14 protein-coding genes are annotated in these 19,804 nt (G+C 38.8%); 9 read left to right on the top strand and 5 right to left on the bottom strand.

The genetic code is table 11. The annotated features are described in order from the left end of the window. Nucleotides 1-319 precede the first annotated feature (319 nt). The 4 genes from ACOWPH_RS10740 to ACOWPH_RS10725 form a co-directional block, all read right to left on the bottom strand. Nucleotides 320-1,333, bottom strand: a complete 1,014-nt coding sequence (locus tag ACOWPH_RS10740; protein ID WP_015215378.1) for a diguanylate cyclase domain-containing protein — start codon at nucleotides 1,331-1,333, stop codon at nucleotides 320-322. A 9-nt stretch (nucleotides 1,334-1,342) separates the two neighbouring features. Further along, on the bottom strand, nucleotides 1,343-4,333 hold the full coding sequence (locus ACOWPH_RS10735) for a response regulator (RefSeq protein ID WP_015215377.1): 2,991 nt from the start codon (nucleotides 4,331-4,333) through the stop codon (nucleotides 1,343-1,345). Nucleotides 4,334-4,509: 176 nt separating this feature from the next. Beyond that, nucleotides 4,510-5,553 (bottom strand): glycerate kinase, encoded by a 1,044-nt coding sequence (locus ACOWPH_RS10730; RefSeq protein ID WP_015215376.1) that lies wholly within the window; start codon nucleotides 5,551-5,553, stop codon nucleotides 4,510-4,512. A gap of 21 nt (nucleotides 5,554-5,574) precedes the next feature. Further along, nucleotides 5,575-5,907, bottom strand: a complete 333-nt coding sequence (locus ACOWPH_RS10725; protein ID WP_015215375.1) for a DUF565 domain-containing protein — start codon at nucleotides 5,905-5,907, stop codon at nucleotides 5,575-5,577. A 230-nt stretch (nucleotides 5,908-6,137) separates the two neighbouring features. Between ACOWPH_RS10725 and ACOWPH_RS10720 the strand changes: the two genes are divergently transcribed. Next, nucleotides 6,138-6,761, top strand: a complete 624-nt coding sequence (locus tag ACOWPH_RS10720) for a hypothetical protein (protein WP_042465112.1) — start codon at nucleotides 6,138-6,140, stop codon at nucleotides 6,759-6,761. A 295-nt stretch (nucleotides 6,762-7,056) separates the two neighbouring features. After that, complete coding sequence (locus ACOWPH_RS10715) at nucleotides 7,057-8,874, top strand: ArnT family glycosyltransferase (protein WP_042465110.1); 1,818 nt, start codon at nucleotides 7,057-7,059, stop codon at nucleotides 8,872-8,874. Between the two features lie 179 nt (nucleotides 8,875-9,053). On the opposite strand, the gene ACOWPH_RS10710 is transcribed toward ACOWPH_RS10715, so the two are convergent. Then, nucleotides 9,054-12,407 (bottom strand): ATP-binding protein, encoded by a 3,354-nt coding sequence (locus ACOWPH_RS10710; protein ID WP_042466041.1) that lies wholly within the window; start codon nucleotides 12,405-12,407, stop codon nucleotides 9,054-9,056. 654 nt (nucleotides 12,408-13,061) lie between these two features. Here ACOWPH_RS10710 and ACOWPH_RS10705 point away from each other — a divergent pair. From ACOWPH_RS10705 to ACOWPH_RS10675, 7 genes are all read left to right on the top strand, one after another. Continuing rightward, on the top strand, nucleotides 13,062-13,646 hold the full coding sequence (locus tag ACOWPH_RS10705; RefSeq protein WP_015215371.1) for a KaiA family protein: 585 nt from the start codon (nucleotides 13,062-13,064) through the stop codon (nucleotides 13,644-13,646). A 92-nt stretch (nucleotides 13,647-13,738) separates the two neighbouring features. After that, the gene (gene kaiB / locus ACOWPH_RS10700; RefSeq protein ID WP_015215370.1) at nucleotides 13,739-14,053 is read left to right on the top strand and encodes a circadian clock protein KaiB; all 315 of its coding nucleotides are present in this window, start codon (nucleotides 13,739-13,741) and stop codon (nucleotides 14,051-14,053) included. Between the two features lie 70 nt (nucleotides 14,054-14,123). Beyond that, nucleotides 14,124-15,668 carry a circadian clock protein KaiC gene (kaiC, locus tag ACOWPH_RS10695; protein WP_015215369.1) on the top strand — a complete coding sequence of 515 codons (1,545 nt, stop codon included), beginning with the start codon at nucleotides 14,124-14,126 and terminating at the stop codon, nucleotides 15,666-15,668. Between the two features lie 118 nt (nucleotides 15,669-15,786). After that, nucleotides 15,787-17,694, top strand: coding sequence for a TolC family protein (locus tag ACOWPH_RS10690; protein ID WP_015215368.1), 1,908 nt, complete (start codon nucleotides 15,787-15,789; stop codon nucleotides 17,692-17,694). 309 nt (nucleotides 17,695-18,003) lie between these two features. Next, complete coding sequence (locus tag ACOWPH_RS10685; RefSeq protein WP_015215367.1) at nucleotides 18,004-18,381, top strand: hypothetical protein; 378 nt, start codon at nucleotides 18,004-18,006, stop codon at nucleotides 18,379-18,381. 61 nt (nucleotides 18,382-18,442) lie between these two features. Then, a complete protein-coding gene (locus ACOWPH_RS10680; RefSeq protein WP_015215366.1) occupies nucleotides 18,443-18,943 on the top strand; it encodes a hypothetical protein in 501 nt (166 codons plus the stop codon). Nucleotides 18,944-19,007: 64 nt separating this feature from the next. Continuing rightward, entirely contained in the window at nucleotides 19,008-19,787 is a 780-nt protein-coding gene (locus ACOWPH_RS10675; RefSeq protein WP_015215365.1) for a photosystem II S4 domain protein, read from the top strand. Nucleotides 19,788-19,804 lie beyond the last annotated feature (17 nt).

Below are 19,804 nucleotides of genomic sequence, written 5' to 3'. Positions count from 1 at the left end.
GCTTAATAAGCTTTACAAGTTTATTTACTATGTTTAGTATAGACTCTATTTTTACATTCAGCAAGTTAGTGTTGCATTTTTTTTAGGTAAGTGAAAAAACTCGATATAGCAAGAGTCTGAGATAGTTTTATGGTATGAGCTGCGGAATGAATACTTTTACTGATTAAATTTGTACAATTATTAAGTTACTAATCAATATATGCTTTGTGTAACGTAATTAAGCGCGATTTCATGAATTTATATAAGATATCATATCAAAATTTAGAATGATTACCAATTACTGAATCTAACGGATATGAACAGTATAATCAACATGATCTCACCTGACACTTTTAGCTATAATTCTGTTTCTTCCCTGTGCTTTAGCAGTGTAGAGTGCTTGATCAACAATCTCTATTAAAGTATTTGGTATAGTTTCTATATTAGGAAAAATAGTGGTAACTCCAATACTGACAGTTACAAACTTATCAACTCTAGATTGAGCATGGGGAATCTTGAGATTATATACCTCTTGTCGGATTTCTTCGGCTACACCTACAGCCTCTTGAAAATTTGTATTTGAGAGAATTACTGCAAATTCTTCTCCCCCATAACGAGCTAGTAAATCAGTCGGATATTTAACCGATGATTTCAATGTTTTAGCTATTTGCTGTAAACAATAATCGCCGCTTAAATGACCATAAGTATCGTTATAATTTTTAAAAAAATCTACATCACATAATAATAAAGATAGAGGCAAATTTTCACGAGATAGTCGTTGCCATTCTAAATTTAAATATTCATCAAATTTTCTGCGATTGGCAACCCCTGTTAATCCATCTAAAATAGCAAAAAGTTGTAACTGGTGATTAACTGCTAATAAAGCTTCTTCAATTCGTTGACGTTCCTTGATTTCTGCCTGTAATTGTTGATTTTGAACAATAAGTTGCCGATGTTGTTGGTAAATAATTAATTGATTTTTAACCCTTGCTAAAACTTCTAATTCTTGAAAAGGTTTTGTAATGTAGTCTACTCCACCAATTTCAAAAGCCATAATTTTATCTGTAGTTTGATCTAAAGCGCTAATGAAAATTATAGGAATATTTGCTGTTTCTGGTTGGGATTTTAATTGCCGACAAACTTCATAACCATTGATATCAGGCATATTAATATCTAGCAAAATCAAATCAGGAGGTTCTATTTTCGCTGCTTGAATTGCCACTTGACCACTAACTGTTTTTTTTACTTTAAATCCTTTTGACTCTAACATTTTAGATAGCAAGCGGAGATTGTCTGGGTTATCATCAACAATCAGAATTAGACTACAAGCGTCATAGCATCTGTTTAAATACATGATTACACTTTACTTATAAGAAGTGATATTAATAATTGTTTCTATGTGGAAATTATCAACTAAATTTTTTAACTTATCACTTATTAATTGATATTGAGCAGGAATTTGTTTGAACAATTCATGGAGTTGAGTATCGTCAATTACCAAGGCTGCTTCATGAACTTGTGTAATCCAATCATGAGGCATAAATTTTAAATCTGTTGCGGTTAATTGTTTAGAATTATGATTATCTATATGCGATGGTGTTCGGTGATTACTATCCGCATAAATGTAGCGTAAATTTAAATATTGTGCCATTTTTTCAAAAAGAATATTTTCTTCAAAAGGTTTGGCAACAATATCATCACAACCTACTTGTAAAATAGCTTTTTTGTCTTCTTCAAATGCACTAGCAGTCAGAGCAATAATCATCAATTTTTTGCCCTGAGCCATAGCACGAATTTTCTTAGTTGCTTCATATCCATTCATCACAGGCATTTGGATATCCATCCAGATCAGATCTGGTTCCCATTCTTTGTAAATTTCAATTGCTTCTAAGCCATTTTCTACTGCACAGACATCAAAGCCGACATATTTGAGTAGTTTGACAATTAGCTGTCGATTTTCTAGAATATCCTCAACAATTAAGATTTTATATTGAGGCTGTCCTGGTTCTAGAGCGATTACTCGCTTGATATTTTGGATGGGAGGAACAACATCAATGTTATCAGTTAGACTAAGTTGAACGCGACAAATAAAATTTGTACCTTGTCCTAAGATACTCTCAACTCTTACATCACCTTTCATATGTCTAGCAAATTGACGGCTAATTGCTAGTCCTAGTCCAGTACCCTGCATAAACTGTCTTCCATCTTTAGCCTGTAAAAAAGCTTCAAAAATTAATTCCTGGTCTTCAACAGCAATACCTCCTCCTGTATCTTCAACTTTAAATTCAACAGTTACTTTCCCTATTTCTACTGCTAAAGATACAAAATCTTGAGGATAGGATACCCTGATGGCAACATAGCCAGAAATGGTAAATTTGATAGCATTAGCCATGAGATTAATGAGTATTTGTCTGAGCTTACCCTCATCACCAAAAACATATTGGCTCACTTCTGTACTAAATTCAGTAATTAAATTCAATCCCTTATCCGCAGCTTTGAGGGCAAACATTTCTTGAATGGAGTAAATTAGACGATGTAAGTCAAAATAGCTTTCGTTGAGGGTAAGTTGACCAGCTTCAATTTTAGACATTTCCAAAACATCATTAATTAAAGCTAGTAAATGTTCTCCACTTCGACTAATAATTTCTAAATTTTCTCTGTCTTCTTCAGATAATGAGCTATTGCGGGTTAATATTTGAGTAAAACCCAAGATAGCATTGAGAGGAGTTCGTAATTCATGGCTCATTTTGGCCAGGAATTGACTTTTAGCGCGGTTAGCAATTTCTGCCTGTTCAGCGGCTTGTTGTAATGCTAGTTGGGAAAACTCTAGTGCGGCAAGCATGAGACTATTTCTCATTTCTTGTGCTACTTCAATTTCAAATGCTTCCCAAGGAAGTGATTTGTCTTTAACTGTTTGTTTCCATAGTTCAAAGGATTTGCGTGGTGTGAGGTACTTTTTATTATCTGAGTTAACAGATATTGCCTGGTTAGGATTACCTGCCCAATTTACGATTTGCACTTGCTCTGGTCTGAACCAAAGGATGTGATAAGACCTGTGATGGAGAACTATTGAAACCGCTAAAATACCACTAGCTGTATCTTGAAAATTAGTAGCATCTGGATATAGTTGTGACAGAGAATCTGTGTAAAAAATCTCTTGTTGATTGTTTTGATTTAGTATCCAGTCTACTAGCTTTTGAGTATCTTGTGCGGAGGGAGTATTACCGATGAAGATTAATTTTCCTTGTAATAAAACCGCAGCACCAGTAGCTCTAAGTAAACTTAATAAATTTGATTCATTACGCTTAAAAATGTTGGTAATGTAATTTAATTCATTGGTTAAATTATGATTTAGCTGTTCCTGAATTAATTTGACTTGTTGACGGTAGAAATTTAATGAACGTTCCCGTTGATTAATTAATTCAATAGAGGCAAATTGTCCAATAATCTCACAATTTTTGCGAATTTCATAATTAATATATTTGGGGGAATAATGATGACAAGAAATTAAACCCCAAAGCCTATTTTCGTTAATTATTGAAATTGACATAGAAGCAGTAATGCCCATGTTCTGCAAGTACTCTATATGGCATGATGACATACTTCTTAAAATTGAATTACTTAAATCAAGGGATTCATGAGTGCTGGAAATAATTTTTACTGGTTGATAATTGACATCTGGTATTAATCGCAGCCAATTTTTATAATAAAGTATTCTGGCTGATAGAGGAATGTCAAAAGCTGGATAATGTAATCCTAAATAACTTTCTAAATGACTTTGCTTATCTTCGGCAATAACGACTCCACTATAGTCTGCTTCAAATTTATATATCATCACTCGGTCAAACTGAGTTATCTTTCTAACTTCTTGAGCAATAATTTGAGATAGAGCAGATAAATGGGGGGCTTGACAAATGTTAAATATGGCTTTTTCTAAACCGTGGGTATATTCTAATAAGGGATGAAATTGAGGAAATGAATGAGGTTCTATTTCCAGAATTAAGCCATCAGCATAGCGATGAAGTATGCCTAAATAGACTGCGGAAGTTGCTTGGGGTTGAGTTGTTATTTTTAATAATTGTATGCAGGGTAGTTGATCTTTTTGTAAAACATTAGTAATTAATTGTATTTGTTCTGGAGATAATAGACTGTTTAAATATGTATTAAGTAAAGATGCTGCGGGAATACCAAAAAAATCAATGGTGTTTTCACTAACTTGTACAATTTTAAAATTTGGTTCTTGTAAAGCAAAGATTACACCATGGGGTTGAATGTATCCAGAATTATGAATTGGCTCTTTTTCATAATTACTCAAGTCGAGTGTTTTCGGGATTTCAAAATAGGTGTGATTCATATTTATTTTTTAAGTGTGTGAATTATTGTTCGATTCGATTAATTTAAAATGTAATTATTCAGAATAGAGAATACATAAATTATGAGAATCGATTGTTTTGAATAAAATTTGACAATTTTGAGAAAATATCACTTTTTTGTATTCTTGATTTTATAAGCATTTTGATTCCTACATTTTTACTTTAAATTATATATATTTCCAAAAGAATGATCAGAAAGGAGTTCGATAACTAAATCGATAAGATGAGATTTAAGCAATGGTTCGATGAATAATTCTGGGTGTAATGAGAGCCAAAAATAATTAACAAATTCTTCTATTTGTGCATTAGTCATACCAGATTTGCCAGCAGTAATCATTTGTTTTTCTGCTTGTTTACGCCATTCTAAAGAATAGCGATAATCAGTGGGATATAGAAGTATTAAACTATCTAAATGCTGCCAAAGTGGGAGATAATTACTGAGTTGATGGTTCATATCAGCAGCAAAAGCCCGGTCATCATCTGTAATGATGGGTGGTGGTGGATTGGTAAAAGCTGCTGGATCAATTGGTGTTACACCGACAAACCAACCTTCAAATAAGACAATATCTACATTGGAAACAATTTCTGGGGTTGTGCGATCGCCTGAACCAGAGTAAGCTGATTTATCAAAGCGGGGAACGCTCACAGGATTCTTGCCTTGACGAATCTGATCGAGTAAACTTAAACCTAAGTCGATATCGTGAGTTCCTGGTGGACCACGCCAAATCAGACGGGGGTATTGCTGCGTTAAAGCCAGGCGATCGCTATAAGTTTTGTACAAGTCATCCAAAGATAAGCTCAAAGTACGATATCCCAACTGCTGGAGAATCAAGCTGAGAATCTGCGACATGGTGGTTTTACCAGTTCCTTGTCCACCTAAAATCCCCTGAACGAAGGGTCTACCCAACTCTTGACGACTTGATGCTATTTTGATCCCCAAAGGTAGCCACAAATCCCACAATACTTGTAACATTCTCTGCGGCGGCATTTGCAGGGTGTTTTGGCAAAATTGCCTAAAAGAAGGTAACACTAAGGATAGTAGGTGCGATCGCTCTTGGATGACTTGAGATACATTCGCCTGAGTGATATCAAAAACCTTTGTCCTCTCAGTATTTGCCAGTGCTTCCCTTTGTGCTAAAACTTGCCAAGACGCATTTGTAGCACCTGTGATCAAAATTTCATTCAGCCACTCACTGAGCATAACTAGCACCCCTCTAAAAAATCAAGAACCTAGCTTAAAGGCTTCCAAAAATAGACTATAGATGAAACCAACCTTTAAAAAATTCAGTGCTTCTACCCAAAGTGCCTGTTTAGCAAAAAAAGTGCGACTGTAAAATATTCTACTAGTAATCTCCGTCAATAGAACTAAAACAGCAGCTACCACAATATCTAATTCCGCTTTTTGTCCAGTGGTAGTAGACACTGCCGATCCCAAAAAGAACCCAAATAAAAAATTAATTACCAGAAGCGATAATCGCCGCCAAGGATTAACAAACCATTGCCCCAAGAGTCTAGCAATAGTATCTAACAGGTTGTTAAGACGAGTATTTTGCATTGATAGGACTGTGGGAAAAAATCAAAAAATGTTTAAATATTCCCATACTGAAGGTATAAATTCCAGATTAGGTTTAATTAAACTGATTTAACAGCATTATAAATCAATACAGTTACATTCAGAAAATTTATCTATTCAAGCAACATTAACTTAAAACCAAATGATAAAACTCTCAACTGGGAACTGAGAAGGATCAAGCCTAAAAAATATTATCTCTAAAAAGTATCATTATGAAAACTTCCATGTATCGTAACTTTGCTGTTATATCTTGTGCATTTGGGCTACTAGGAATCCTAGCTGGATGCTTGGGAATGAGTGTATCCTTTGAGCCTACTAACCCAAATCTATCCCCAGAAGAAACATCTACATTACAGCGAACAATACCCGCACCTCTAGGTTCTGAAAAAGTTATATCTGCTGGTGCAGACAATATCAAAACCACTCCCAGCCAGCAAGAAAAACCCAGTGCAGAAAATTCACCTGATGTATTAGCGTATCAGATAAGCTCCGCTAATAAAAGCAAAGTCTCAGGTAGTTTGCGAATGAGCAATCAAACAAATCAACCTGTACGTCTAGCCCTATTAGCGCACAAGTCAACAGACAAAAAATCCTCCAACAACAAAACTCAATATAATGTTCCGGCTCATTGGGATTTTGCTCCCCAAGAAGGTAGTCAAAAGGGTTTAATTTTATCTCTCCCAGAAGGTAATTTAAAACTAGAAACAGGAGATATTTTAGTAGCTTTTGCTCAAGATGGTTCCCGCAGCTATTGGGGGCCTTATGTTGTTGGCGAAACTCCCTCACCACAATGGAATTCCCAAGCCAAAGAATGGCAATTGGAACTAACTCCATAATGGGGAATCAATATATGGTGCTTGAACATTTACTTAGACTAGCAAAAGCTCATGCTTATGAATTCGTTACAGAGGAGTAGTTAAATCTGAATATGGGTAGACCACAAAATTTTCAATTTGGGGTTCTTAAACCCATTTATTTATTCGCCAGTCGGACAAGATTCATTCTGACTCCTGACTCCTGACTCCTGTTCGATAAAATGCCACCTCAGAGAACAAAATTGAACGGAAGAACGACTTTTGAATTATTGTGGATGAGAAAGATGCGACTCACCGTGTCTATAAGTATGGATTTATGAGGCTAAAATTGAGCGTTACCAGCCCTGTTGACCAATGGTTTAATAAGATAGAACAGCGTCCAGCCCTTGCTGTGACTATTTCGATTGTATGGTTGCTGTTGATTAACTGGATAGCTTTTGGTTGGAATTTGGGCAATATTGGCTTGATTGATGAAACTGAGCCACTTTTTGCGGAAGCTTCCCGACAAATGCTAGTTACAGGTGATTGGATTACCCCATTTTTCAATGGTGAAACTCGTTTTGACAAACCGGCGTTAATTTATTGGTGTCAAGCGATCGCATATTCTATGATGGGGGTGAATGAATGGGCCGCCCGTATCCCTTCTGCACTAGCTGCAACGGCTGTAACTGCTTTGGCATTTTACGTTGTCCAATGGCATTTTGCTCAAAAAGATCAATTAGAGCAAGTTGCAAATCCTACTCGTCGTTATTTAACAGCCGCTGTGGCATCGGCTTTAATGGCATTTAATCCCGAAATGATTGTTTGGGCTAGAGTCGGTGTTTCTGATATGTTACTCACCGGTTGTATAGCCTCAGCGCTGTTATGCTTTTTTCTGGGATACGCTCAAAACTCTTCCCCTTCCCCCTTCCCCAATAAATGGTATCTAGCTTGTTATGTACTAATTGCTGGAGCAATTTTGACTAAGGGGCCAGTGGGAATTGTTTTACCTGGACTAATCATGATTGCCTTTGCCCTATATTTGGGTAAATTCTGGGAACTGTGGCGAGAAATGCGGCCGATTTTGGGCATGGGCATAGTCTTTGCTTTATCTGCTCCCTGGTATGTCTTGGTGACTTGGCGCAATGGCTGGAATTTTATTAATGCCTTTTTTGGTTATCACAATATAGAACGCTTTACAGAAGTCGTTAACGGTCACTCAGCCCCTTGGTATTTTTACTTTTTAGTGGTGTTATTAGGCTTTGCACCATACTCAGTTTTTATACCTGCATCCCTAACCAGGTTAAAATTTTTGCAGAGAAGGCACTGGCTAGATCAAGAACGTTCTCAACAATTGGGTTTATTTGCTGGTTTCTGGTTTCTGGGTATATTCGGCTTTTTCAGCATCGCTGTCACTAAACTCCCCAGCTATCTATTACCTCTAATGCCAGCAGCAGCGATTCTGGTAGCATTGTTTTGGAGTGACCTTTTTCCAAATCCCCAAATTCCCAAACCTCTGAAATCTTTCAATATTAGTAGCTGGGTAAATGTGGCCTTTTTATCAACATTATCAATAGGACTATTTAACCTATCTAAGTTAGTAGGTACTGATCCTGCTGCACCCAATTTATACCAAAAGATTGAAAATTTGGGGTTAACAAATTTGGGAGGGATAATTTGGCTTGTTGGTGCGATTGTTATTGCTGCTTTGATATTGAGTTATCATCCACGTCCCATCATTGCAATTAATTTCATAGGGTTTGTGGCATTTTTATCAGTGGTGTTAATGCCCACTTTGTTTATAATGGATCAACAGCGTCAGTTACCTTTAAGAGAATTATCTGCGATCGCTGTCCAAGAAAAACAACCCAATGAAGAATTAGTCATGGTCGGGTTCAAAAAGCCTACAGTGACTTTCTACTCTCAAACTACTGTTAATTACTTGAAGTTTTCCAAAGAGGCTCTAGACTATATTCAAAATCAAGCCTCCGCAAAAGTCAAACCACCATCACTACTACTTCTGACTGAACATAAAAAGTTGGTTGAAATGAACTTTCAACCAGACGATTACAAGAATATAGCCACTAAAGGTGCTTATAATCTCATTCGTATTCCCTTGCAGAAAATTAAAAAAAATAACCTGGATATTTCATAATTAGGAGTCAGGAGTTCGGAGTTCGGAGTTCGGAGTTCGGAGTTCGGAGTTCGGAGTTCGGAGTTCGGAGTCAGGAGTCAGGAGTCAGGAGGTAGAAGAATTTTGGATTTTGGATTTAACATTGAAAAGTTTCTTAATTACCAATTACCAATTACCAATTACCAATTACCAATTACCTATTACCTATTACCTTTGACTAAAGCCTGATTAATTTGATTTAATAAATCTTCCATTGAGATAGAACGAGGTAAAATCTGGGTAGCAATATTGCCGGGAAGCTGTTCTAATTCACTAACTTCATAATTTTCTCTAGACTGATATCCATTGTTTTTCTGTGTCGCTATTTCTGGATATGTTACTTGATTTAATGTTTTGTCTAATACTAAAATTGGCGGCAAATTAAACGGTAAATCAGACAAGGTTGTTAATGCTTTTTGTATTTCTTTGTGAATAGCAGACTCACCCAAACAAATTAGTAGTAAATCAACACTCTGATGACGAAGTTGTTGTAACACTTCTGCCCAGCAGTTACCCATAACTGCTTTCAAGCCAGCGGTTTGTAAGTACTGAATTAAAGCTTGGAACCATTCAGATCCTCGTTCAGTATTCATTGAGGAATCATTATGACTATACTCATTTTTCAGCGATATCGTAGCGCTGCCGCTTTCAGTAGATTGCTTATTGTCTTTCAAAGCAGAATTTTTTTCTCCCTGATAACCCTTAAACGGCTTACCTCTTACCTGTGGTAAATCGCGCAACATAGTCACATCAACTACCAAGATATTGGGGGGACAGCCAATAGCAGAAGCAATTTGTAGTACTGACAATAAAGCATCTGGTTTGGTTTTGGGACTGGCACTTTCCTTCCCTAATGGAGTTAAGTAAGGAAACACTGATAATCCAGGTATTTTGGAAGCTGTCAAAGTAGTCGCAACATCGCAAGTTACTAGCGGGATAGCTGCTAATCGGGGGTGGTTAGTCAACTGTTGGAGATAATTTTGGGCTGTGGAACTTTCTACATCTAGTAAAATTACATCAAACTGCCACACCCGTGCTAAAAGTTCTGCTTGATCTAAGTCATCTACTTCAATAACTCGATGTTCTCGCAGGGAGGGTTGGGGATTGACAGATTCTAATTCTGGATTTACCAACCTGAGAATCCGCAGCGGAGTTTTTGTAGTTGCGATTTCGGGATTTTCTAAACCTATCTGCTCAACTTCTGGTGCTGCACATAATTTTTCTAAAATGGGTACTAAAGCTTGATGCTCTACTGGTAAACTCAAGAAATTATCAGCTCGGTGAGCAAATGCCTGTTCTTTTTCTGCTCCCGTAGCGGTGACAATCACCGGAATATGACGAGTTGCACTATCAGATTTTAGTAAAGTCAGCACATCCCAACCTGATAGCAGGGGTAACAAGGGATTCAAAAATATAGTTATTGGTTGTAAGCGACGAGCTTTTTCTAATGCTTCTGTCCCTGACCGAGCAATTACTACCCGATAACCTAAGCCTTTGAGATGTTGGGTGAGGTCTTCAATATATCGAGCTACTGCCTCGACGACTAGCACTAAGCGTTGGGAGGAAGTTGGTTGATGTGATTCGGAATTTCCCCCTTCTGATTCGGCAAAGGTGGTTTTAGGAGGGCAAGGTGGTAAGAGTAATGTGAACTGGCTACCGTTGCCTTCACGAGATAAAAAGCTGACATCTCCACCATGTAGACGAGCTAACGCCCTTGTTAATACTAGTCCCAAACCAGTTCCTTCAAACTGACGCGTAAGGGGATTTTCTAGTTGTTGGAATTTTTGAAAGATTAAATGTTGTTGGTGTTCAGGAATGCCAATGCCTGTATCCCAGACTGTAAATGCAATCCATCCTTCCCAGCGATTCACCCGCAGTCCTATTTCTCCAGAGGTTTCGGTGAATTTAAAGGCGTTGGAAAGTAAGTGTACCAGCATTTGCCGCAATCGCAATTCATCTGCGACTATCTGTTCTAAACCTGGTTCAATGGTGAGGCTAAATTGGTGATCTGGTGAATTCTGACTTTCGGATGCAGAAGATGGGATGACTTTGCTTGGTTGATTGTGATGTGTTTTTATTTCTGATAAAGCGCGATCGCACACTTCTCTAATTTGCACTGGAGACGGATTTAGTTCCATCTGTCCAGTTTCCATCCGCGTTAAATCTAAAATATCATTAACTACACTCATCAAATGTCGTCCACTTTGATGAATTAAGCTGGCATAACGGGCTTGTCGCTCGTTCAATTCTCCTAATTGTTGATCAACTAGTAACCGTGATAAACCCAAAACGGCTGTTAGTGGTGTTTTCAATTCATGACTAATACAAGCTAAAAACTCATCCTTCAACCGATTTAGTTGAATCAAATCGGCATTCTTAGCTGCCAGTTCTTTAAAAAGTTGTTGTTGTTCGGTTACATCAGTTGCTAAAACTAACCACAACTCATTATGACGAATTTCTGAATTTTCACTTCTGAGCGTCACTTCCGAATCAGCACTCAAAACCTTCAACTCAGGACTATCTAAAGGGATTTTAGTAAACTGCCAAATTCGCTCCTGACCATTCTGCACTTCGACAACACAAGTACAAGTACCCAGTTGAGTATCTAAAAAGCAGCGACTAGATGTAGAGTTTGCAGATATTTCTGGCTCCTGCATGATAGGCAAAGTTGAAGATGAATCTGTTGAATTCATGCCTTCACTTCTAAGATGCCGTTTCATCAATATGTTTGGCTCTGCGTTGTCACCCCCTCTACCATTATTGGGGTAAACTTTCATCGCTTTTTGATTGACGTATTCTTGACTTTTTTCTGGCTTTTTAACATGAATAGGAGCAAGGATAGTTTCTACTTCTTGCCTGATGCCTTCGAGATCTTTGAAAACTCCCAATTGTTGCCACCAAGCTGGATTTTGTGTTACCACTTCGCCATTACTCGTTTGTAACATCAACGGCCAAGGTAGTCTTTCCAGCAACTGCACTAAAGGATTTTGTCTACGTGACTGATGTTGATTTTGCTTGTAGCGACGAGTCTTTGCTCCAGGATGATTTTTTGTCTGAGTTGCAGGAATACCCGCAACAATTACTGCTTTCTCTTTAGCCAAAAAACGTAGTAATCTAGGGCTATCTAGCAGCCCCAAAAACTTCCCCTCTGCGTCGATTAACACCCAATCTAAATTTCTATTTTTTTGGTTTTGTTGGCATGGCAAAACCAAACTAAATTTTTCTAGCCGTTCAGAAGCTGGTATTGTCTGTATTGGCGAAATCAGACTAGAATTCAACGTAGATATCGGCTGTTGTAGATTTAAAAACGTTTCACCACTGGCGGCTGCCAATAATTTCGGGATTAAACTAGCAGAGTACAACAATCCGATTGGGCATTGTTGTTGATTCACCACTACCAGGCGATCGCACTGCTCCTTCTCCAAAATCTCCAGCACCACTGCCAGAGTACTCGTTTCTGGGCAGCTGGGTACGGTTGCTAGAAAGTCATAAAGCGGGTAATGTAGCATTAACATAAGGCTTAGGGGGTCATTCTTCCTGTCGTCGCCTCTGGCTTCAACATCTGCCAAAGTGCTGATGGTTTTCATACCTGAAGCAATATCCTTCAAGAAGACTCATATAAGCGTCTCTGGTTACAATTCAAATTTAAATGAAGCAACTAAACTGGCTCTGACAGACAATCGCTTGCCTCCCACAGTTTCCAGAGCCTCCATACTTCCCACTGCTCACCCTGTTGGCAGAGCGGCCATTTTTACCAGTCAAATACTGGTATTTAATCTCCTCATCTATAGTTACAGCTAAAACAATTATCGCTCCAAAGATTCGCTTTAGAACCTTGAGGAATTATAATGATTTAGAATGCGACAATACTTTAAGTTCGTTTATGTATCTTATCAAGGAGTGAAATGAAAAAATCTACATTCAGATAGATATACATAACTCATATCAGGAAATTAGCTACTCCATCCTTTCTGCTCAACCCTTCATCAGCTACTTAGTTAAGTTATACCATTCACCCCATTTAGATAGGTGATAAAGTAGCAATTCTTCAATATTTGTTGACATAAGGCGCTCTTTAACCAGGTTTTACTTAAAAGCTTTTACCCGAATAAATTAGCCCAGACACCATAGTCGAAGCGCTCATCTCAAAGAAAATATATAAACAATAAATGATATTACCTATATTATTGATTTGGCGATCTGATGTTAAAAAATATTTAGATAATTATGATCCTCTGTATAGTCATCAAAGTTTAATTGAGCAGTTATGGAATTTCCTAGAGAGTATTATTACTCAATTGTTTGCATGGCCACTGGCAGTTATTACCCCTGTGAAAATTTCCTCTTTACAAAAAATTAGACAGTTAAACATAAATGCACAATTGGCACACAGTCAGAAATATAGTTATGTCTTAGCGTGTAATCAACAATGGTTTCAGGAAATGAGTCCTGCCGAAAAGCAGGAAATATTAGAAAAACTTAAATCAGATTACCGCGTCATTTTGATAAATTACTTTACCACAGACAAAAATCTAAAGATAATAATTGATAAATTTATCAACGCCTTATTTTATGCTAATATTCCTGTGCCAAGAATTATAGAAATGCACATGGAACTCATTGACGAATTTTCCAAGCAACTAAGGTTAGAAGGAAGAAGTGATGAAACATTACTAGATTACCGACTAACCTTGATAGATATTTTGGCAAATCTGTGTGAAGCATATAGATGTTCGGTTTCTAAAATGAACTGAATGGAGCTAATTATAACTGGCATCTGCAGTCAATTCAGGCAAATGCGTCCGCATATTTTGTATTTCTATACTCATACCTAGTCTATAAATTTATGAATAAAATCGGAAAAACTTATGTTCTCAAGCTTTATGTAGCTGGGAACACACCCAACTCCGTACGGGCATTAAACACACTTAAAAATATACTAGAACAGGAGTTTCAAGGTGTTTATGCTTTAAAAGTAATAGATGTCCTCAAAAACCCACAACTAGCCGAAGAAGACAAAATACTCGCCACACCAACATTATCTAAAATATTACCCCCCCCTGTCCGCAAAATTATCGGTGATCTTTCCGATAGAGAAAGAGTATTGATAGGATTAGACTTACTCTATGAAGAATTAAGTGAAGAAGACTGGGAAGAGTAAGATATTACTGAACATAATCAAAGCTTTAGTAATTTTAAAAAACAGTTTAAATACCATGATGTGATCAGCAATGAGTGACAAAGAGCAACAAAAAAAACCAAATCCACCAATTGGGGGTGTAGAGAAAATTCGCACAATGATCGAGGGCTTTGACGACATTAGTCATGGCGGTTTACCAGTTGGTAGAACAACCTTAGTCAGTGGCACGTCTGGTACAGGAAAAACTTTATTATCTCTCCAATTTCTTTATAATGGCATCACCTACTTTGATGAACCAGGAGTATTTGTAACCTTTGAGGAATCACCAAGCGATATCATAAAAAATGCCCATATTTTTGGATGGAATTTGCCACGACTAATTGAAGAAGGAAAACTATTTATTCTCGACGCATCACCTGATCCTGAAGGTCAAGATATTGTTGGGAATTTTGACCTTTCGGCTTTAATTGAGCGCTTACAATATGCGATTCGCAAATACAAAGCTAACCGTGTTTCCATAGATTCCATCACAGCAGTATTCCAGCAATATGAAGCTGTGGGAGTAGTGCGGCGGGAAATATTTCGATTGGTAGCACGTCTCAAACAACTGAGTGTCACCACTATAATTACAACTGAGCGTGGTGAAGAATATGGGCCAGTAGCATCTTTTGGTGTAGAAGAATTTGTCTCTGACAATGTGGTAATTGTTCGCAACGTCTTAGAAGGAGAACGCCGCCGACGCACACTAGAAATTCTCAAATTGCGCGGTACGACTCACATGAAGGGTGAATATCCATTTACAATCACCAACGCAGGAGTCAACATTTTTCCTTTAGGCGCAATGCGTTTAACACAAAGATCTTCAAATGTCCGCGTATCTTCAGGAGTCAAAACCCTGGATGAAATGTGTGGTGGTGGTTTCTTTAAAGATTCAATTATTTTAGCCACAGGGGCTACTGGTACTGGTAAAACTCTGTTAGTCAGCAAATTCATTCAAGATGGTTGTGTTGGCGGTGAGCGAGCCATATTATTTGCTTACGAAGAATCCCGCGCTCAACTGTCTCGCAATGCTTATTCCTGGGGAATTGACTTTGAAGAATTAGAAGACCAAGGATTACTAAAAATAATTTGTACATATCCCGAATCAACGGGATTAGAAGATCACTTACAAATTATTAAATCAGAGATTGCCGATTTTAAACCAGCCCGGATTGCTATTGATTCCCTTTCAGCAATGGCTAGAGGCGTTAGTAATAATGCTTTTCGGCAGTTTGTTATCGGGGTGACAGGATATGCTAAACAAGAAGAAATTACTGGCTTCTTTACCAATACAAGTGACCAGTTCATGGGGTCACATTCAATTACTGATTCTCATATTTCCACGATTACTGATACAATTATCATGTTGCAGTACGTAGAAATTCATGGAGAAATGTCGCGGGCAATTAACGTTTTCAAAATGCGGGGTTCGTGGCACGATAAGGGGATTCGGGAGTACAATATTACGGCTGACGGGCCTAATATTAAAGATTCTTTCCGTAATTATGAACGAATTGTCAGCGGAGCGCCCACCCGCGTTAGCATAGATGAAAAGGCGGAACTTTCTCGCATTGTCAAACGTTTTGAAGACAAATAGAGTTCTGCTCTTAACTTCGGTATAGTACTATATTCTTTGCTTCATTTAGTATAGTAATATATTCTTTGTGGAGACAAGTTTTCTGCCGCTAGTATAGATTTTCGTGTGAGGAGATGCGGTGAAAGGACAGCAATTATTTTATAGTTTCTTACCTGGTGTAACAGCAGCGGTATTAACAACTCAGTCGGCTTGGGCTGGTACCACCGTAAAAGTAGGTGAGGTAAAGCTAGTGTCTTCTCCTAGTGTGTTGACTGCAAATGATGTGAAAACTTCGATCGCAGACAACATCAATAGGCAACTGCCTAATACTACGGTTGACAGTTCTCCAGTTTTAGTACCTGCCCATGATTTCAGTAACCTGGGTGGCAAACCTTCGGTTAACCATAGTGTTCCAGAAATGGCTGTTGTTAACAATGCCAAAGTACCAGTAGAAAAAATATCAAAAACAGTTTTACCGGTTCCAGCTACTGGTGGCAAGGTAGCACAACTACCAGCAAAAAATAAATGTTTACAGGCAGGGCAGAAAAGCCAAGCAGCTTTGCTCCTAGTCTTAAATGCCTGTTCACAAAAAAAGGCCACTATTGAGCGGGTAGCCCAGGTGACTGTCCCTACTGAATCAGGAACGCCTAATACTTCCGAGCCACCAGTTCAAAATACAGAAACTGTCACACCTGTACCAACAGGTTCTGTAGAGACTCCTGAACAACTCAATCCTAGTTCTAATCCTCTGTTATTTCCGACTGAACCAGAGGCAGTGAGGCTCCAGGCAAATCAGCCAATTAGTTTGTCACAGGCTCTAGAACTGGCAAAGCGCAATAATAATGAGTTGCAGGTGTCAATATTGCAACTGGAACGCAGCAAAGGCTCTGTCAGGGAGCAACAAGCCGCTTTGTTGCCAACCGTGGGATTGAGTGGCAGTGTTGCTAATAGTCGCAGTGCTTCCAATACACTAGCAGCTACTCAACAACAAAAGTTGAATCCAAATGCCCCTGATGCCAGTTCTGATACTAGTTTCAGTGGTCAAGCACAACTGAGGTATGATCTTTATACCTCTGGCAGACGGAATGCGGCGATTAGAGAGGCTGAGGAACAGGTACGCATTCAGGAATTGGATGTGGAAAGGCAAGTTGAGGACATTCGCTTGAATGTGGCTAGAGAATACTATGATTTGCAACAAGCAGATGAACAAGTACGTATTTCTCAGTCGGCTGTGCAGAATGCTGAGGCTAGTTTGCGAGATGCGAATGCTCTAGAGCGGGCTGGTGTGGGAACTCGGTTTGATGTGTTGCGATCGCAGGTAAACTTAGCTAATGCCCAACAAGACCTGACAAATGCTGTTTCCCAGCAACAAATTGCCCGTCGTCGATTAGCAACGCGTTTAAATATTTCCCAGTCAGTAAATATCAGCGCGGCTGATCCTGTGCAATTGGCTGGTTTGTGGAACGAAACTCTGGAAAAGAGTATTGTTCTGGCTTATCAAAATCGCCCTGAACTACAACAGCAGTTGGCACAGCGTCAAATTAGCGAGCAACAAAGAAGACAAGCTTTGGCTACTTTGGGACCGCAGATTAGTTTAGTTGCCAGCTATGACCTGCTAGATGTGTTCAATGATAGTACCAGCGTTAGCGATGGTTATTCAGTGGGCGTGCAAGCCACCCTAAATTTATACGATGGGGGAGCAGCAAAAGCTAGAGCGTCTCAGGCAAAATCTAACATAGCGATCGCAGAAACTCAATTTTCTGAACAACGCAATCAAATTCGCTTTCAAGTAGAACAAGCCTATTCTACCCAGCGATCTAATCTAGAGAATGTGCAGACTGCTAATGTGGCTCTAGAACAAGCTAAAGAGGCTCTAAGATTAGCCCGTTTGCGATTCCAAGCAGGTGTAGGTACTCAAACTGATGTCATTAACTCAGAAAATGACCTCACCAGATCCGAAGGTAATCGTATTCGAGCAATTTTGGATTACAACCGCGCTCTGACTGAGCTACAACGCTTTGTTACCTCCAGAGCTTTTAATCAGTAACTCAAGTTGCTAGTCATCTAGTGTAGGCTGGTAATGGGTAATTGGTAAAATTCCTGTTAAACTCTCCATTTACCTTCACCTGTTCCATAAACAAGCAACTTACGTTAAAAAATAACCCCTTTGAAAAGCAACAAAAAGCCTCATTGACAGTAAATAAACTGCAAAATGAGGCTTTTTAGTTAAAAAGGTTATATTTGTTACGGGGACAGGAAAAATGGGAAAATGGGGAGATAAGGGAGATGGAAAATAGGGGAAAGTTTCCCCCTGCCTCCTGCCTTTTGCCCCCTGCCCCCTGAATTCCTTCTTCCCATGACTAAAGTAACATCAAAAGAAATCGCCCAGTTTCGCTCTCAATTGGCAGATGATCCCCAGGCTATGGAAGCGCTAGACTTAATTGAGGACTGTGAAGGAGACTTAGAAGATGCAGCCATGAGCCTAGCAATTCGGGCTGGACAAGAACCAGAACAAACAAATGCCGAGTGGTTAGAAGCTTTAGCAAAAAAATGGCGTGCAGTCATTTGTGAACAAGAATATCGAAATGACTTATTGAATGGCTCAATTGTAGAAATGATGGCAAATTTAAACACAATTCCTTCATTTCCGAAAATTTTGGCAACCCCAGTTTTGATATATATTATTCAGCAAGGCGTAAATAATTTTTGTGCGCCACTAGATTCGTTAAAATAACATTGGTGCTGATACGCTGTTAATTAAGGCAAACTTCTGTAAAATAACCGTTTTAAAATCAATGAATTATCTTGTTGCCGTATTAGCAGACCGCATCCAAGCCGAATCTGCTTACTTAGGCTTAGAAAGAGAAGGTATAAATAGTACTATCCTCGGTAGAGGATACAAAACCGCTGACGAGTTTGGCTTAATTGATCCCAAAGAGCAAGCGCTAAAACAAGCAAAATTAATGTCATTCTGGTTAGTACCATTCGGCTTTTTTGCTGGTTTTACCTTCAGTTTAATCACTGGGTTAGATACCTTCGCTTGGGCTGGAGAAATTGGTAATCATGTCGTTGGAGGTTTATTGGGTGCTGGTGCTGGTGGGATGGGTAGCGTGTTTGTTGGCGGTGGAGTTGGTTTAGTTGCAGGTGGTGGAGATGCTTTACCCTACCGCAATCGCTTAAACGCTGGCAAATACATAATTGTAGTTCAGGGTTCAGAAACTTTGACTCGCCAAGCTACTCGCATATTACGCCAGTTTGAGCCAGAAAATCTCCAAGGTTATGCAGAAACAAACTAACGTTTGGTAATTGGAAAAAAAGCAATTCAAAAATTTCTGAACTCCTGAACTCCTATTTTTCATAATGTTACCTAGAGAAGAACTTTTAAAAAGTGTTGAAAACCGGGATAGTATAGCTCGTGTGATTGACCAGGCAGAGCAAGCTATTAAGACCTGGGAAGTAGTTTATACAGATTTTTTGTCTCCGCCAGAGTTGGCAGAAATTCAACGGGTATTCAGCCGATTAACAGAGGTGCATTTAGTGGCGTGGGGTGGATATCCCCAAGCTGAACGTCAAAGAATTGCGATCGCCCGTTCTGAGTTACCGTTAGATCAATCTCAAGTTGCGATCGCAGCTTTAGAAATTGCGGGTAATTTCCTATTTGATACCGCCAATCACCGAGACTTTCTCGGTGCGATGTTGGGGACAGGAATTGTCCGCGAAAAAACGGGAGATATCATCGTTTTGGGAGAAAGAGGGGCGCAGGTCATAGTCGTCCCCGAATTGACAGAATTTTTGGAGATGAGTCTCCAGCAGGTGCGTTCAGTCCCTGTGAAAACCCAGCGGATTGATATCAACGAGTTAAAAATCCGCGAACCAAAGAAAAAAGAATTAACCACCGTGGAGGCTTCTTTGCGTTTGGATGCGATCGCATCTGCCGGTTTTGGAATGTCCCGCAGCAAAATGGTGGATTTAATTGACTCTAATGATGTTCGTGTCAATTGGAAAGAAGTCACCCAAGCCAGTTTTCAACTCAAATCAGGCGATTTAATTGCCATTCGCGGTAAAGGACGTTTAGAAGTTGGCGAAATCGCCGTTACCAAAAAAGACCGTTACCGTATGCAATTGACTAGGTATATGTAGGAGGGAACAGGTAATGG

It is taken from the genome of Anabaena sp. PCC 7938 (assembly GCF_049315035.1).
GTDB lineage: Bacteria > Cyanobacteriota > Cyanobacteriia > Cyanobacteriales > Nostocaceae > Anabaena > Anabaena cylindrica.
Note: the sequence above shows the minus strand (reverse complement) of the source record. Positions and strands in the feature narration are given on the sequence as shown.

Excerpts from the sequence above, each read along its gene's own strand:
- ACOWPH_RS10675 (WP_015215365.1), top strand. The coding sequence starts at position 19,008 with ATGTTACCTAGAGAAGAACTTTTAAAAAGTGTTGAAAACCGGGATAGT.
- ACOWPH_RS10730 (WP_015215376.1), bottom strand. The coding sequence starts at position 5,553 with ATGCTCAGTGAGTGGCTGAATGAAATTTTGATCACAGGTGCTACAAAT.
- ACOWPH_RS10710 (WP_042466041.1), bottom strand. The coding sequence starts at position 12,407 with ATGTTAATGCTACATTACCCGCTTTATGACTTTCTAGCAACCGTACCC.
- ACOWPH_RS10715 (WP_042465110.1), top strand. The coding sequence starts at position 7,057 with ATGAGGCTAAAATTGAGCGTTACCAGCCCTGTTGACCAATGGTTTAAT.
- ACOWPH_RS10720 (WP_042465112.1), top strand. The coding sequence starts at position 6,138 with ATGAAAACTTCCATGTATCGTAACTTTGCTGTTATATCTTGTGCATTT.
- ACOWPH_RS10735 (WP_015215377.1), bottom strand. The coding sequence starts at position 4,333 with ATGAATCACACCTATTTTGAAATCCCGAAAACACTCGACTTGAGTAAT.
- ACOWPH_RS10685 (WP_015215367.1), top strand. The coding sequence starts at position 18,004 with ATGACTAAAGTAACATCAAAAGAAATCGCCCAGTTTCGCTCTCAATTG.
- ACOWPH_RS10725 (WP_015215375.1), bottom strand. The coding sequence starts at position 5,907 with ATGCAAAATACTCGTCTTAACAACCTGTTAGATACTATTGCTAGACTC.
- ACOWPH_RS10740 (WP_015215378.1), bottom strand. The coding sequence starts at position 1,333 with ATGTATTTAAACAGATGCTATGACGCTTGTAGTCTAATTCTGATTGTT.
- ACOWPH_RS10705 (WP_015215371.1), top strand. The coding sequence starts at position 13,062 with ATGATATTACCTATATTATTGATTTGGCGATCTGATGTTAAAAAATAT.
- ACOWPH_RS10680 (WP_015215366.1), top strand. The coding sequence starts at position 18,443 with ATGAATTATCTTGTTGCCGTATTAGCAGACCGCATCCAAGCCGAATCT.
- kaiC (WP_015215369.1), top strand. The coding sequence starts at position 14,124 with ATGAGTGACAAAGAGCAACAAAAAAAACCAAATCCACCAATTGGGGGT.
- kaiB (WP_015215370.1), top strand. The coding sequence starts at position 13,739 with ATGAATAAAATCGGAAAAACTTATGTTCTCAAGCTTTATGTAGCTGGG.